Below are 16,919 nucleotides of genomic sequence, written 5' to 3'. Positions count from 1 at the left end.
TAAGACCTACCCAATGACTGCGGCTTTCCTGTCATCTACGGGCCGCAGCAGGAGGGGCCGTGTCCGCCGCTTCATCTATAGTTGAGCGGCAATCGCTCGTGAAACATCGTCAGCAAGATTAACCCAGGTGATGGCGCCGCTCGAGTGATCGCAAAGCACCGGCGTTGCCAGCCGTCTGACATCCGTGAGTATCCAGGGGGTATTCCACTTCGAAACCTCGCCGGAACGAAGCATCTCGGTCGGGATCTTGTGCAAGTGGCGGGTCTCCAGCATCTCAGACGGGGTAAGAGCCCATCCGACATTGGCAAGCGTAGCAACTCCAGAGACCACGCCTTTCCCCTCGTGTATCAGGGCAATCGCGCCGCGCACTTGCGTTGGGCCCGATCGCATTTCCCACGTTTTACTGCCGTCAAGGATGTAGCCGATCGATCGATCGGAAATGATGAGACCTTGGACGATATGCATCGAGCGAGCTCCTTCGAGATTAAAGCGTGCGCTGACGGACTTGGCCTTGATCAGTCTCGTTCAACTCTGAGAATGCCACCCGCTCTCGTAGCAAGGAATTTCAGCAACGGGACAGGAGCGCCTTCGGGAAGAGGAAGAGGGTCGAACTCTTTTCCGACTGCGTGAGCTAAAATACGCATCCCATCGGACCAACCCGATAATTCGATCATCGCTCGCGGATCGAGTCGGTCGCGTTCTTGCGCCCATCCCAGGAAAAGGCCACCCAATGAGATCAATTCCTCGCCCGACAATGTGTCGAGCAGTGGTGCGGGAGGTGTCGCATAAAAATGACGGATTGCTTCCGCTTCCGTAGCACTAACCATGCGGCTAAGAGGTTTTCTGTCCCGAACAGAACTCCGAATATCGGACGCTAAGTGGTTCTCGCGCCGGCGTTGCTCCGCTTCGACTTCCAACTTTCCGGATTCAAGAAGGTATTTCATCTCTTGTTCGAGGAGATTCCGCTCGTTGCCTCTAACAGTCCGATATTTAGCTAGCGCAGCGGCATAATTTCGTGCGCAAAGCAGAATATAATGATTTGGGCCTCCTAAAGCTTTAGCTATTGCCTGCTCGCGGCGCTTCTGTGAAATGATCTCCTTTGCTTGATCGATGCTGAGTTGCTGTGTCAGTGACTTAGGTAGCAATTGCAGCATAGTTAGGTGTTGCTCCCAAGCCTCCAACGTCTCGAAAGGTCCTGGGTCGTCTATCAAATGAGTCATCAGCGGCACTTCGTTTGCCCCGGGATAGCCGGCGTGGGAAAAATCGAAGGGGGGCACGGGTTCATTTTCGAGCATTTCAGCTAGCTTTTTCGTTTGTAACGCACTCAACCTGAAATCCTTATTTGCTATCAACAAGGCCTCGCTCGCACCCTCGATCGGTGGCATCGCCGCCCTCAGCGATGGGTTCTCGACCAGGAAGTTCGCGATTGCCTGCCGCTCCCACAGCAGGGGCATGACCTTGAGATACGCCGCGACCAGAACCGGATCGCAAGTTTCCTTGCTTAGCCGCTCTTCCTCGCGATTCAAGGCCACGTCCATTTCGCTTTGTGGTAGCGCAAAAATTTGCCTTGCCCAGTCGGTCACGAGTAGCTGGCTCTCGGCTATTTCGTTCCAATATCTCGCTGCGGCTTGGTGCATCGATCCACTCGCTCCCAAACACAATATAGTTTCATGCCGACGATGCGGGGATGGCTCACCGAAAACTAAACTGCTGTAGCCTTTGACGGCCCTTAGCGGTCGCCAAACTGTCGCCTTTGAAAGCGAGTGTCGGCTGTCGATCCGAGCAGCATAAATTACCGCTTTGCTGGCACCGGTCGGGTTGGCGATGGAAGGGCAATATCAGCGGGCGTGCCACGTTGCTCTTCTCGATGCCCCGGTGACGAATTCGCAGTATCCGCTTCCACAGACAGCCTTTCGTTCTCAAATGTCTTGATGGTCCCAACGATAAATCCCGCGTTGCCACAGAAGCATTGATGAAAGCGGCCGTCTTTCCTAATTTGGGCAGTCCCGTCACATGCCAGGTGGCCTCCGGCGCATGAAACGAAACCAGGCGCATCGCAATAGGGGCAGGAAAATCCGCTCCAGTTGTATTCATTGGCGTTGTTCGTGCTGGTGGAGACCGCGATGGGCGTTTGTCGATCGTTTGGCAACCCGCTCATCGGCTTCGCGGTAACGTGGTCGCCTTTTCGTCCGAATATTCGGGCCAACCAACCGCCTCGCGGAGCCGCCGGTGCCGGCGCCGGCGGAGCATGGTGAGAATTCAGGACTGAGGAAGACGCAGACGGTCCGACTTCAGGAGAGAGGGCTGCTTTGGCGGCTGTCTCAATTTGTTGGACCATGAATTTGTGGAGGGGCGAGCGCCTAGACGATATGACGTTGAACTTGGCGCCGCTGGCCGAACACCTGAACTCGACGCTGCTCAGTTCAATAGTTTCCGGATGAAACCATTCAGAGCCGCACAACGGGCAAGTGACCGTTCCCCGCTTATTGTCAGGGACTCGCAGCTTTTTACTACAGCCGGGACAAGAAAGTATTGGCAACGCTTTGCTCCGTCCACCGCTGTATCGGCGAGCTTCTCAAGACGTTTAAGGCGCAGGAGCATCCGCGATTGCAGCTATTGGGTACGAATGTAACTTAAAAGCGGTCGCCTTAAAAGCGTTACGGGGACGAAATCCCCTGCGTGAAAAAGACTCACAAAGGGCCGCTGCGGGACGTATTGGCGAGGAATATGCGTCGCCTTCGGGCGGAGCGTGGTCTCAGTCAAGAGGCGCTGGCCCATGAGAGCGGCATCAACCGCACCTACCTCAGCGGGGTCGAGCGGTCCGAACGCAACGTCTCGATCGACAACATTGCGCGTATTGCCCGCGGGCTGAAAGTTAAAGCATGGATGCTGCTGGATGATAACGCTAAACCATAGATTGCGCCTATCTTGGGCTTAGGGTACTTCTCAAGCCGCATCCTTCCGCAACCAGAGCGAGCAAGCAAGTTACAATTCCCCGTTCGCCGCACGCTGGCTAGCTGGAAAGAGGAAACCCCGTACCATTGCAGGCGGATCGGCTGTAACCATGAACGCCATGGGGCCGGTGATTCCGTTTAAGCGATCGGGTGTGACGTTCGCGTTGGCGACGGCTGCCGCCGCGGTGGTTGCTTTTGTCGCGACTATGGCATTCCTAAATTGGAAGGCGGCGCCGGCTGTCCAACATCCCGCCATTCAGCAGAACGAAGTCACAATCCTCCGACCCGAGCTACGTCCGTCGGGTCCGATCGATGTCATTGACGGCGATACCGTGCGGCCACGAGGGCTTCACCTATCGCCTGGTCGGCTTCGACACGCCAGAGCGGGGGGACAAGGCACGATGCAATGACGAGCGCCAACGAGCTGAGAAAGCTACCCAGCGCCTTCGAAGCCTCATAAGCGCGGGCAGTCCCGGCTGACGCGGGTGGCGTGCGCCTGCCGGCCAGGGGAGGAGGGCACGAGCCGCTGCAATTATGGGCGGCTTTGTGGAGTGCTGACGGTCGGCGGACGGGACGCCGGGCAGATCCTGATTAGCGAAGGTCTTGCACAACCGAATGTGTGCAGCGGGACTTCCTGCCCCAAGCGGCAGCCTTGGTGCGACGGACGTTAGCAGCGGCTGAGGGGCGGCAACAAGGCGTCGTAGCCCCATTGCGCGCTTAGGTTGCTTTTACGACTGTTGGTCGTTAAGAGTCTGATTCGGAAACTGATTTTCGTTCCGGTCAGTGCTCTGACCTTGGGTCGCCTGCTGCGATGAAAAAACCCGTTCAGACCTCAATTCCCCTGCACGCTCCGAGGCTCGAGCTACATCTCTCGCCAACCAGCCGGGCTTCAGCTTTAACTCCGACATGCAAATCTCCCTTTTACCCATAATAGACGAATCACCCAGCAATTGTAGGCTTAGATCCTTCTAATCAGTTGATTATCCAAAGGCGTATTGAATGATGAGTAACGAGGCAACGGTAGCAGCAAAGCTCGGTTCCACGGTTCCCACATTGTCACTTCCTATTGAAGAGCACCCGGAACTTATATTCGGATTGGTAGGCCCGATCGGCGTCGATCTCGAATCAGTAACGGAATGCCTCTCCAACGCGCTGGCCGACGTCGGCTACGATTCCAAAACCATCAGGATCACCGAGCTAATGAAAGAGGTGGGATTAGGGCTCCCTCTCGATGCAGCAGGCTATATCGATTCGTACCGGCAGCGAATTGACTATGCGAACAAAGTCCGAGAGGTCCTCAAGCGCAATGACGCCCTGGCCATCCTTGCAATCAGTGCCATCCGTGAGTTTCGGTTCGAGGCGACCGGAAACATTGACGAGCCAAAACCGAAGCAAGCATACATCATACGGCAGTTCAAGAGACCGGAAGAAGTCAAACTGCTGCGAAGCGTCTATGGTCGGCAGTTCATCCAGATATCGGCATATGCGCCGACCTCATATCGAAAGAGGAGAATCGCAACAAAGGAAAGGCAATCAAAACGAAATCTCATCTCGCTTGTTGATGCGGAAAACGCCGCTAACTCGTTAGTTAAGCAAGACGAGATGGAGCAAGATCATGGTTTCGGACAAAACGTGCGAGACGCATTTCCGTTCGGTGATTTGTTTATCGAAGCTCCTGATAAGAAGTCTTGCAAGGAAACGGTCACGAGATTTGTAACTGCTCTATTTGGCGACAACGAGGCATCACCGACTCATGATGAGTACGGAATGTACCTCGCCAAATCGACTTCGCTTCGTTCTTCAGCCCTGACTCGGCAAGTAGGTGCGGCGATCTTTCGACATTCCGGCGAGGTGATTTCGCTCGGATGCAACGAGGTGCCGAAAGCTGGCGGGGGCACGTATTGGAGCGGCGATCCCTCAGATATGCGCGATTTTGTAGGGGGACGAGATCCGAATGACGAAAAAAAGACAGAGGTCCTTGTCGATCTCGTTGATCGGCTGATGAAACGCAAACAACTCTCGCCTCAACTCGTAGGTAACGAGGATGCAGCAAGCGTTGCGGCGAAACTACTGCTCGACGACTCAAAAGACGGCGTTCGCGATTCGAAAGTCATGGACCTGATTGAATTCGGCCGCGACATCCATGCTGAAATGTCCGCTATCACCGATGCGGCTCGAAAGGGTGTGCCGATCGAAGGGGCGACTCTCTACTCGACTACCTTTCCGTGTCACCTGTGCGCAAAACACATTGTTGCTGCGGGGATAAAGCGCGTCGTATACATCGAGCCGTATCCAAAGAGTTACGCCGAGGATTTGCATTCAGATTCAATCGAGCTTGATGCTCCATCCGACAGCAAGCGCGTAAACTTTCAACGCTTCATTGGTATTTCGCCATATCGCTATCGTGATCTCTTCGAGAAAGGGAAACGGAAATATCAGACCGGCGAAGCCCGAAAGTGGAGCCGCGGAGAAGGACAGCCGATGTTGGAAATCATTTACCCGACGTACTTCAAAGCTGAGACGTTCGTCGTAGATCTGTTGAGTGGCGCGCTGAATGGTCCAACAACAGCGACCGGACGATAGTCGCTGCAACGCACAACGCCGCTCAAGCGGAATATGATCGCTTGGCGGCGTCGGCCTAGCCCCGGACACTCAGATTTTCCGGCAAGGGTGTGTCTGTTACTGCAGTACAAACTTCGATGACATAGCCGCGAGGCTGGTCATCCAATCTGAAGAACTCGAGTCTCAAAAAATACGCCGCCGGGTTCGAAAAGCGTTGCCCCGGCGGCGCCTGTCTCAAGCTGAGCCCTGCAATCCCCAGCGAGGATGTCTGTGCACGACCTGTGCCAAGGTTCGATGACACAGGTTGGGACGATTTCTACCCGCCCGTTCAGATTGCTGTCCGGCTTAACTAGCCGCCGGGACAGTTCAGCGCGTCCGATAGATGTCGAACGCGTGAGCCAAGAAAACACTGTTGCTGAATAAGATGCGGGGCATCATCCCGGAACGGGTCAACGCCGGCCTAGCGCGTGCGCGGGCAAAGGGCACAAAACTAGGTCGACGCCGGTTGAATCGTCAGTCGAGGTCCAGATACGGGAGCTCAGGGCTAACGGGGATGGCATCCTCAAGATCGGCCGGAAGCTGGGCGTCGGCACCAGCGTCGTTCAACGAGTCGTTCGTGGAATCCCGAAAACGCTGACCGCGTAAGCCCGACGAATTGGGGATAGTCAGTGATGGCAAAACGCGCGATGCCCGGTTGACCTTCGGAGCGGATGGCACGACAGTTATCCCTGATTGAAAAACCAAGGTTGACACGTTTTGGGAGAGAAAATGGGGTCCGTGCCGCAACGCGGTGATTTCGTTCGTGTGCGTTCCCGTCGCTGGCTCGTGGAGGACGAGCGCCCGATCGATGGCCTGAAAACCCTTCGTTTGGCTTGTGTCGATGACGACGCCCAAGGCGAGATAGCCGAGGTCTTGTGGGATGCCGAGATCGACGGCTCAGTTCTTGGCGATGAAGGCTGGGCTAGCGTTGCCAACTTGGGAACTGATGACCCCAGCGTCTTTTCGGCCTATTTCCGCACGCTCCGCTGGAACACCGCCACGGCGGCTGATCGCGACCTGTTTCAGGCTCCGTTTCGCGCAGGCATCCACCAAGACGCCTATCAGCTGCTTCCCCTGCGGAAGGCCCTTCGCCTGCCTCGCGTCAACCTGCTGATCGCCGACGACGTGGGCGCCGGCAAGACCGTCGAGGCGGGGCTGGTGTTGCGCGAAATGCTCCTGCGCCGGCGCATCGACTTCGTCGTGGTCGCAGCGCCCGCTGGTATGGTGCGCCAGTGGCAGGAAGAGTTAGACGCCAAGTTTGGCCTATCCTTCACCATCGTCGATCGTGATTATCTGGCTACGCTGCGTCGGGAGAGGGGCTACGGCGCAAGCCCCTGGGCCTCGGGCTCGCGCTTCATCATTTCGCATTCACTGCTAGCTGATGAGACCTATGTCGGCGGTCTTCGCGATCTGCTCGGCAATTTCCGCCCCCGGGCGCTTCTTATCCTGGATGAAGCGCATCACGCCGCGCCCGCGAGCGGCTCACGCTATGCCATAGACAGCCAGTTCACCCGCGCCGTCCGCGGGCTGGCCGAGCGCTTCGAGCATCGTCTGTTCCTCTCCGCGACCCCACATAACGGCCATTCCAATTCGTTCTCGGCACTATTGGAAATCCTCGATCCCCAGCGGTTCACCCGCGGCGTGCCCGTGAAGCCACGCGATCTCGATCCCGTCATGGTGCGGCGCCTGAAGTCCGATTTGCGCCATTTCGGCGAAACCTTCCCGGAACGCAAGGTCGAGTCCATCAGCATTTCCGGGCTGCCGAGCGATGCGCCGGAGCTGGTTCTCTCAAGTATGCTCACCGCCTACGGAGAGGCAGTACGCGCGCGCGCCAGCAACCTGCCGCCGAAGGAGGCTGGCTATGTTCGCCTCACGTTCATCGGGCTTCAGCAGCGGTTGCTTTCATCGATCGCGGCTTTTGCCAAAACCTTAGAGGTCCATCGCAAGGGACTGCTTAGATTGGATAAATCGGCTTCAGTGGCCGCGGCCGAAGCATTCGTTCGTGGTGGTGCTGAGACCGAGGACGATCCCGAAGATGATGAAACCGGGGAAAGTCTGATTCAGGAAGAAGAAGACCAGGCCGCAGAAGCTGCCGGCGCCTTGGCGGCAGGTATTTCAGACCTCACCGTCATCGACAAGATGTTGGAGATAGCCCGCAAGCACGCACATCGGCCGGATGCTCGCATCGAAAAGCTCGTCGAGTGGATCCGCGCGAACATGGCTCCAGAGGGCGGGTGGAACGAGCGCCGGCTGGTCCTTTTCACCGAATACGAGGACACGCGCCGCTGGCTGGAAAAGCGGCTGGCTGAAGGTCTCGATGACCTGCAACCCGACGATCGCATTGCATCGTTTACCGGTTCGACGCCAAGCGACCGCCGAGAGGAACTGAAACGTCGATTCAATTCTGATCCAGCCAAGGATCCGCTTCGGATCCTGATCTGCACGGACGCGGCGCGGGAAGGCATCAATCTCCAGATGCGCTGCTATGACCTCATTCACATCGATCTGCCGTGGAACCCCGCGCGGCTCGAACAGCGCAACGGCCGGATCGACCGCAAACTGCAACCCTCGAAACAGGTCTGGTGCCGCTATTTTGTCTACGAGCAACGCCCGGAGGACGTCGTACTTCAGGCACTTGTCCGAAAGACAGAGCGCATTCGCGACCAGCTTGGTTCTGCCGGGCAGGTCATCGGATTCAAACTGTCCGAGCGGCTGGAGCGTGAGGGAATCTGGCGGGCTCCGGCCCAAGCGCGTGAGATCGATGAAGCGCTCGATGAAAATCTCCAGACGACCGCCATCGCCGAGATGGACGACGAAACAACGGCGCGGCGCGAACGTCAGGCTAAAGAACTCGACGATCTCCACGACATCTTTGAGCGTTCGCGGGTAAAAGTGGGCGTTGATCCAAATTTGCTGCACGCGGTCGTCGCTAAAGCGATGTCGCGCGCCGGCACGTCTCTCGACGCGGTTCGGGTCAGTGATTTCAATGGAACTGCGCTCTACCAGCTCGATCCGTCGGATCCCGCGTTTGCTGGCGGTGGGTGGCCTGACGCTCTCGACGATCTTAGGATCCGCCGCCGCAAACGAAACGAGCGGCTCAAAGACTGGCGCGCCACGACACCTCTGCGCGCGATCTCGTTTCGGCCCGCAACCACCAAAGAGGGTGCGGATGCCGAAGGTGTCCTCCAGGTTCATCTTGAGCATCGACTGGTACGACGTCTTTTGTCTCGGTTTCTCAGTCAGGGCTTTGCATCGGGTCTGTCTCGCGCCACCGTCGTGATAGGGCCGGGTGCGCAGCCGCGGGTCGTTCTGATTGGCCGGCTGGCGCTCTATGGGCCGAGTGCAGCGCGACTTCACGAGGAGATCATCCTGGTGACGGCTGCCTGGACGGAGGCGGGACGTGGGACGAAGCCGCTGCGGCCGTTCGGAGCGATCCGCGAAGAGGCCACCATCGATCAACTCGACAAAGCGTTCGCGAACCCTCGCGAGCCTTCGAGACAAATTGTCGAGCGGATCCGGCGGTGGGCCGTTCAGGACGCCGCCGACCTGGAAGCGGAATTGCGCAGCCGAACCGAGGCGCACAAAATCGAAGCCATCAAGGATCTAACCGCTCTCGGCGAACTGGAGGCCAAATCGCTCCAGCGTCTGCTGGAAGACCAGCGCACTCGGGTATCCAAAGCTGATGCCGAGCCCGATGACGCACAGCTTTCCCTCTTTGAAGCCGAAGCCGAGCAGCGGCGGCGGGACCGTCGCCACTGGAAGGCCAAGCTGGAAAAACTGACCGCGGACATCGCGCAGGAACCCGCTCGTGTCCGCCGCAGCTATTCAGTAGTTGCCGACCGGCTGGAGACGATCGGCCTTGTCTACCTGTGGCCAGAGGGAAACTGAGTATGGCAGGTGTCGATTTGAACGAAGAATGGCTTGGCCATGTCCAGCCTGTCGGCCTGGTCGTTGCGCCGGTGGTGCTGGCCCGCCATGGCCTCAATCCTGAAACGCAAACGCGCGCCGACTCGGAAGAGGTGCGCAAGCTGTTGTCCTCGCAGGAGGACGGCGCGAGTGCGAAGAACCGTGAACCTCGTGCTCTCCATGACGATTGGGCGTTCTTTGAGAAAATTCTGGGTTGGCGAACCTCACTTGTTGCTGGCGCGCCCGGCGGGCCACCCGTGCCAGAGGAGCTTTCGCTCAGGATCGACGAGAGCGACACAGAAATCGCCCCGCACTGGGCGGTGGCAGAACCGGACGGTGGATGGCAGATCCTCGTTCGGATCGAGGCGTCTGGCATAAAGGCGAAAGAGCGTGGCGCTATTGAAGGCTGGGAGGCTTCGCCGCATCAACGGCTGGAGCGCCTGCTTCGTGAGAAAGAAGTGCCGACCGGTCTGCTGATCACCGACGAGGAACTGCGATTCATTTACGCGCCGCGCGGCGAGACCAGCGGCTGGATGTGCTTTCCCCTGCGTTCGCTAGGTGAGGTCGGCGGACGCCCTATGTTGGGTGGTCTGAAGCTGCTTCTCTCGTCCTTCCGTCTGCACAATGATGCGCCGAACCGGCGTTTGCCGGCGCTTCTGAAAGCCAGCCGCGATGCCCAGGCCGAAGTCTCGACGAAGCTGGCATCCCAGGTGTTGGGCGCGCTCCACGAGCTGCTGCGCGGCCTGCACGTCGCTGATGCCGGTAGGATCGAGACGCTGGCGGCGACACGCCAGGAACATCTCTACGACGGCTTGCTGACTGTGCTGCTTCGTCTGGTGTTCCTGCTTTACGCAGAGGACCGTGATCTGATCCCGTCGCGCACCGACGCCGCCGCCCGGGCCTTTTACGATCAAGGCTACGGAGTCCGAACGCTTTATGCGCGTCTCCTGGACGACAGGGCGCATTACCCCGACACGATGGATGAACGACGCGGCGCCTGGCCTCGGCTGTTGGCCTTGTTCCGGCTGGTTCATCAGGGCGACAGCACCGGCAATTGGATACGGGGCAGGGGCGGGAAGTTGTTCGACACCGCCGAATTCCCCTTCCTGCAAGGGCAGGAGCGAGTATCCGATCTTCCATCCCCCGCTGCGGTTTCAGATGGATGCATCTTGCGCATCCTTGATCTTCTTCTGAACCTGGATGGCGAGAAACTATCTTACCGCACCCTCGACGTGGAACAGATCGGCAGCGTCTATGAAACCGTCATGGGCTTTACGATCGAAACCCGGACGGGGCCGGCCCTTGCCATCCGCGCCGGCAAGAACGACCGCACGCCAGTTTTCGTCGATATTGACGCGCTGGTGGCAAAAAAGGGGCCTGACAGAGCGAAATTTCTCAAAGAGGAGGCTGGTCGCAATGCGTTGAGCGACAAGGTCAGCAAGGTCCTGTCAGCGGCTACTAATGCCACCGCGGTAGCCGAGGCACTGAGGCCGATCGTCGACGAGCGCGGTTCGCCGGGCGGTGCACTTTCTCCATCAGGGTCACCGCTCTTGCAGCCGACGGACGAACGACGGCGCACGGGAAGCCATTATACCCCTCGTTCTCTGACAGCGCCGATTGTCCAGTATGCGCTTAAGCCGGCTTTCGACCGACTGGGGCCGGATGCGCGTCCGGAAAATGTCCTTGGGTTGACGGTCTGCGATCCGGCCATGGGATCTGGCGCATTTCTCGTCGAGGCTTGCCGTGCTCTCGGCGAGCTCCTCGTCAAAGCATGGGACCGTTGGCCGGAAACACGGCCGAAGATTCCGGAGGACGAGGACGACCAGCTTCATGCCCGGCGTCTCGTCGCCCAACGTTGTCTCTACGGCGTAGACAAGAACCCGCGCGCGGTCGATCTCGCTAAGCTCTCACTCTGGCTCGCGACGCTTGCCCGAGACCATGAATTCACCTTCCTCGATCATGCGCTAAAATGCGGTGACTCCCTCGTGGGTCTAACAACGTCTCAGATTGCGGCGGCAAACTGGGACGAGTCTAAACCGGGCCTTCCGCTGTTCCGGCAACTCGTAAAAGATCGCGTGACCGAGGCGATGACGGCTCGCGCAGAGATTCAGGCTGCGCCCGACGATACCACGCGCGCCGTCCAGGAAGCTAGGCATCGTGCTGTCGAAGGGCGGCTGGCGCCGATCCGCACCATGGGTGATGCGGTGGTCTCAGCCTTCTTCGCCGCAGATAAGCCGAAAGCGCGGGAAAAGAAGCGTGCCGAAATCGAAAGCTTTTTGACCGGCTCGCTCGAAGCACAAGTGGAAAAGCTCGAAGTTGCTGCCGCGAGTCTCCGAGACGGCAAACATCCAATACCGCCTTTTCATTGGCAGATCGAATTTCCTGAGGTGTTTGCCCGGGCGAATGGCGGGTTCAACGCTATTGTCGGCAATCCACCATTCGCCGGCAAGAACACAATTGCAGCGGGGAGCCGTGCGGGATACGGGTCGTGGCTGCAAACGTCGCACGAAGGCGCGCATGGCAACGCCGATCTCGTTGCGCACTTTTTCCGCCGTTCATTTTGCCATTTGCGGGAAGGCGGCGTGTTTGGGCTGATCGCGACCAATACGATCGGCCAAGGCGACACGCGCGCGTCTGGCCTCACCGCCATCCTGCAAAAAGGTGGCACAATTTTGCGCGCTACGCGGCGCTTGAGATGGCCGGGCGAGGCCGCAGTGGTGGTATCCGTCGTCCACATCGCGAAGGGCGCGGTGACTTCACCTGTGCTTGATGGCCGGCAGGCGCGCCGCATTTCGGCCTATCTGGTCGAGGGTGACCTCGATACCTCGCCGGTCGCGCTCGCAGCCAATTCTGGCAAGGCTTTTCAGGGCTCAATCATTCTCGGTATGGGCTTCACCTTCGACGATGTCGCCGCGGCGAAGGGTGAGGCCGAAGGCTTAGAGACGATGCGGGCGCTGGTCTCCAAGATGCCACGCAATGCCGAGCGCATTTTTCCTTATATCGGAGGGGAAGAAGTGAATGGCTCTCCAAGCCACGCGCATCATCGTTACGTTATTGATTTTGCCGATTTTCCTTTGAAGCGTGAGGCCATGGATAAGACGTGGGTATCCATGACCGGACGTGAAAAGGAAATATCGTTGCGCGACGGGATTGTTCCCAGCGACTATCCAAATGCAGTTGCGGCAGATTGGCCCGATCTCCTTGAAATAGTCCAACGCTTCGTGGCGCCTAAGCGGGCAAAGGATGAGCGCGAAGCTTATCGTCGCCGCTGGTGGCGTTACGCAGAGCGTAGGTCAAATCTGTACAAGACCATCGCCCAGCTCGATCGTGTTTTGGCTACCAACGCCCAAGCCGCGCCCCAGTTTACGATAGGTCTAATAGATGGGAAGGGCGTGTTTGCAAACTCACTCAACATTTTTTCATTTTCAACTTTCTCAGCGCTTGCAGTACTTCAATCGTCTGTGCATGAGATGTGGGCTCGGTTCTTTTCATCCTCGATGAAAGATGACCTTCGCTATAATCCATCAGACTGCTTCCGTACCTTCCCACTCCCGGTATGCTTCGACACAAGCTCGTCCCTCGAAGTCGCGGGGGAAACGTACCACGCCTTCCGTGCGAACTTGATGTGCGAGCGCAATGAAGGTTTGACAAAGACCTACAACCGTTTTCACGCGCGTGACCAGAACGCGCATGACATCGCCCGTCTACGTGCGCTCCATGCCGCAATGGATGTCGCCGTCCTGCGCGCCTACGGCTGGGACGACCTTGCCGATCGAGCCAGGCCCGAATTTATCGAACAGGACGCCGATGAGGGCAAGGCGCCCAAGACCCGCCTGGACTGGACGGCGGAATTCAAGGACGAGGTCCTCGCCCGCCTTCTCGCCCTTAACGCTGAACGCGCCGCTACCGAACATGCGGCAGGTCTCACGGCGGTTGTCGACGACGAAGAAGAAAATGAAGAGGTCGATGCTTGATGACAATCACCGCAGGTTCGCCCGTCGCCAGCGCCGAAACGATCCGTCGGCAGCTCGTCGACGTGCTTCGTCGCGATCTTATTGGACCAGATCCGTCGGACATTGACCTCCACCACGAGCGGCTCACCGACAATCCTTCCCGCTGGTATCTCGCTGGCTTCCTTGCAGCCGCGCCCGAAGGGGCGGGAGAAGAAGCGGATGGTACGGAAGATGTGGGAGATCCACTCTTTGGGGATGATGAAGGCGCGGATCCTGAGGCGGGCGGCGGGCGGGCCGCGGACGATACGCCAGATGATGAGCCGTCGGCTCGGAAGAGCAGGGCGCCTTCCTCCTGCGGGTTGACCGTCATGATCGATGCTTCAGTCCGTGAGATCGAGGTAACCCTAAGCTGGGGCGATTATGTCACCCTTCCGCCCTTGCCCGATGAAGTCTTCCTCGACGAGAAGGCCCAGTTCGACCCCGCCTATCGGAATGTCCAGTGGCAGCGGATGCCAGGCAAGGAAACCGTGCCTTTGACCGTTCCCGAGAACGGTCGCGGCCAACGAGTGATCGTGCCTAATTCCGCTGGACGGCAGCACCCTGGTGGCGGCTTGGTTTTGGAAGCTCACGCCCGTCCATATTCTCTCGAACAGCCCGATGGCAGCAAGAAGCATCTTCGGGCCGTTACCATTATGGTTGTGAACCGCCGCAAGAGCACGGTCCGCCGCTTTAGTGACGTTACTTTCGCGTTTCAGGTCCGGCTTGAGGTGCACTGCCCAGTCGGCCTGCATCCACGCGGTGACCTAACGGGCTATGGCTCCACGGATCCAGACGCAGCTCTCGCCGATCTGCACTACCGCGACGTCGCGGAATTTGCCGTCGGATGTAATACGTCGGCGGGGTGGAAATTCGAGGAAGATGGTCGGGTTTGCACCGCCCATACCGATTTTCTTCCCGCAGCCGAGGTCGAGCGCGTCGAGCCAAACGAGCAGATCCTAGACGTGGAATTTGGGATGGAAGCCTTGGCGGCACTGGCGGCTGGTGGCCCCGATGTTCTGGCGGATGCACTACGGCATCTGCCGCTCCACCATGAGACCTGGATCGCGACCCAGGATAGCGGGATTGTCGGAATTCCGGGCGCGTCGCGACAGGCCACGGCGCGTCGCTTGGTTGCCGCGGCCCGGCAAGCACGAGATAGAATTGCGGCAGGCATCGAGCTTTTGCGCACCGATCAATATGCGCGTCTGGCGTTCCGCGCCATGAATGAGGCTGTCGCGCGCGCCGCTCGTCAGCGTGACGCCGGCGCTGGCGGCGATCCGAGTGTACAGCGCAAACCCACTTGGCGTCCGTTCCAATTGGCCTTCATCCTCCTCAATCTGTCTGGCTTGCAGGAACCGTTGCATCCCGAGCGCGAAATCGTCGATTTGCTGTTTTTTCCGACGGGGGGCGGCAAGACGGAAGCCTACCTTGGTCTCGCAGCCTGGACGATCGCGCATCGCCGCATCACCAACGGTGGAACGCTTGGAGCGGGCGTCGCCGTGCTCATGCGCTATACACTACGCTTGCTCACGCTCGACCAGCTTTCGCGCGCCGCGGGTGTCGTCTGCGCGCTGGAACTGATGCGGGGCGAACCTGCCTGGCAGAACGGCGAAAAGAAGATGCTGGGAGACTGGCCGATCGAGATCGGCCTTTGGGTCGGTTCGGCGGCGTCTCCAAATCGGCTTGGAAAGACCGGGGACGGTCGAAACGATACCGCGGTTGCGCGCGTTCGACGTTTTCGTAAGGACGGCCGCGAAGCACCGGCTCCCATCAAGGCTTGCCCTTGGTGCGCTGAGCCGTTTTCGCGCGACAGCTTTGCCTGTCACCCCAATGACAGGGCACCGCAGAGCATGGAGATCCGATGCGCCAACGTTGCGTGTCCGTTCACCGGGGGAAGGTCGCTGCCCATTCTGACTGTCGACGAGGTTATTTATCGTCGTTTGCCCGCGTTCGTAATTGCAACGGTTGATAAATTTGCGGGCCTACCCTGGCTCGCTGAAGCCGGGGCGTTTTTCGGCAATGTCGATCGGGAAGATCAGTGGGGTTTCTACGGTGCAGCTGATCCGGTAGGCGTCGGTCGAAGGCTCGATAGCGGAGCGAGTCTCTTGCCCCCCGCATTGATTATCCAAGACGAATTGCACCTCATCAGCGGTCCGCTCGGGACGGTCGCCGCACTTTACGAAGTGGTGCTTGACCGTCTGGCAACTCGGCGGAGAGAGGGCAAACTCATCCGGCCTAAGGTGGTGGCCAGCACGGCCACTGTGCGCAGGGCGAGCGCTCAAATTGAAGCCCTGTTCGATCGACACCGGACCGAAGTCTTCCCGCCACCCGGACCGGACAGGCGCGATAGCTTTTTCGCCAAAACCGTATCGCCCGCGGCGAAACCAGCGCGGCTCTATCTCGGGCTCGCAGCGCCTGGAAAGGGTCCAAAGCTGATTTTCATGCGGGTACTCACGACGCTACTCGCCGCGGCGGAAAAGGAGGCGCAGGCGGGAGGGGATGCCGACACCTATCTCACCGCGCTCTGCTATTTCAACGCGCTTCGCGAACTCGGCGGCGCACGCAGGATCGTCGAGGACGAGGTACGGACACGCCTGGCCACCTATGGCACCAAGCGGCGGAGGGATGTCCCACGAGATCAGCCGTTCGCAGACCGGCGTTTGCGAGAGGTTCTGGAACTGACGTCGCGTGAGAATACCGACAAGGTCGCGGCGGCCAAAGAGGCGCTCGGAAAGCCTTGCTCCGATCTGAAGAACGGAGTGGACGTGGCCTTGGCTACGAACATGATTTCGGTCGGCCTGGACATCGGCCGCCTTGGGCTCATGGTCGTGCAAGGACAGCCTAAGGCTGCCGCTGAATATATCCAGGCGACGAGTCGCGTTGGCCGCCAAACGGACAAGCCTGGCCTGGTACTGGTGCTCCTGAATGCGCACAAACCGCGCGACAGGCTCCACTATGAGGGCTTCCGGCATTTCCATTCCTGCTTCTACCGCGCCGTAGAGGCTACCAGCGTGACCCCATGGGCAGCGCGTGCCATGGATCGCGCGCTGGCCGCAGTCGTCGTTGCTGCCGCACGCCATCTGATTCCGGATCTAACAGCCGACGGCTCGGCCGGAGAGGTCGGCGGTTACAAGACCGCACGAGCGGAGATCGTAAAGATGATCCTCGACAGGGCGCCTCCCGGCGACGTCGTTGGAGGACACGCCGCGCTTAGCGCAGCAATCAATGTGCTCATTGATTCGTGGGAAGGGCTAGCCACTGATCGAAAGAACAATGCGGAGCGGCTCTTTTACAGTTACCCGAGAGAGAAGGCGCTCCTCCATGATCCGCTCGACCCTCTGCTTGCATCACTTGATCCGGAGTTTCGACGATTTACAGCAGGCCGGTCGATGCGTGATGTCGAACATGTGGCGGCCTTGAAGGTCACCGATCCCTATGGCCAGACCCTGATCTGAAGCGAGCGCAC

The 16,919-nt window shown here is 58.9% G+C and carries 7 protein-coding genes; 5 read left to right on the top strand and 2 right to left on the bottom strand.

Annotated features, from left to right (window positions below; translation table 11 throughout):
- Positions 1-75 precede the first annotated feature (75 nt).
- Positions 76-465, bottom strand: a complete 390-nt coding sequence (locus tag ACSQ84_RS08220) for a hypothetical protein (protein WP_436211098.1) — start codon at positions 463-465, stop codon at positions 76-78.
- A 50-nt stretch (positions 466-515) separates the two neighbouring features.
- Positions 516-1,637, bottom strand: coding sequence for a hypothetical protein (locus ACSQ84_RS08215; RefSeq protein WP_436211097.1), 1,122 nt, complete (start codon positions 1,635-1,637; stop codon positions 516-518).
- Positions 1,638-2,679: 1,042 nt separating this feature from the next.
- Here ACSQ84_RS08215 and ACSQ84_RS08210 point away from each other — a divergent pair.
- The 5 genes from ACSQ84_RS08210 to drmA all read left to right on the top strand — a co-directional run bounded on the left by ACSQ84_RS08210 (position 2,680) and on the right by drmA (position 16,908).
- On the top strand, positions 2,680-2,916 hold the full coding sequence (locus tag ACSQ84_RS08210; protein ID WP_436211096.1) for a helix-turn-helix domain-containing protein: 237 nt from the start codon (positions 2,680-2,682) through the stop codon (positions 2,914-2,916).
- 1,037 nt (positions 2,917-3,953) lie between these two features.
- Positions 3,954-5,537: an anti-phage dCTP deaminase gene (locus ACSQ84_RS08205; RefSeq protein WP_436211095.1), complete on the top strand. Its 1,584-nt coding sequence runs from the start codon at positions 3,954-3,956 to the stop codon at positions 5,535-5,537.
- A 747-nt stretch (positions 5,538-6,284) separates the two neighbouring features.
- Positions 6,285-9,443 (top strand): DISARM system SNF2-like helicase DrmD, encoded by a 3,159-nt coding sequence (gene drmD, locus ACSQ84_RS08200; RefSeq protein ID WP_436211094.1) that lies wholly within the window; start codon positions 6,285-6,287, stop codon positions 9,441-9,443.
- Between the two features lie 2 nt (positions 9,444-9,445).
- Entirely contained in the window at positions 9,446-13,435 is a 3,990-nt protein-coding gene (locus ACSQ84_RS08195) for an Eco57I restriction-modification methylase domain-containing protein (RefSeq protein ID WP_436211093.1), read from the top strand.
- Entirely contained in the window at positions 13,435-16,908 is a 3,474-nt protein-coding gene (drmA, locus tag ACSQ84_RS08190) for a DISARM system helicase DrmA (protein WP_436211092.1), read from the top strand. Before ACSQ84_RS08195 ends, drmA begins: the two co-directional genes overlap by 1 nt.
- Positions 16,909-16,919 lie beyond the last annotated feature (11 nt).

Source organism: Bradyrhizobium sp. LjRoot220 (assembly GCF_964252915.1).
GTDB lineage: Bacteria > Pseudomonadota > Alphaproteobacteria > Rhizobiales > Xanthobacteraceae > Bradyrhizobium.
Note: the sequence above shows the minus strand (reverse complement) of the source record. Positions and strands in the feature narration are given on the sequence as shown.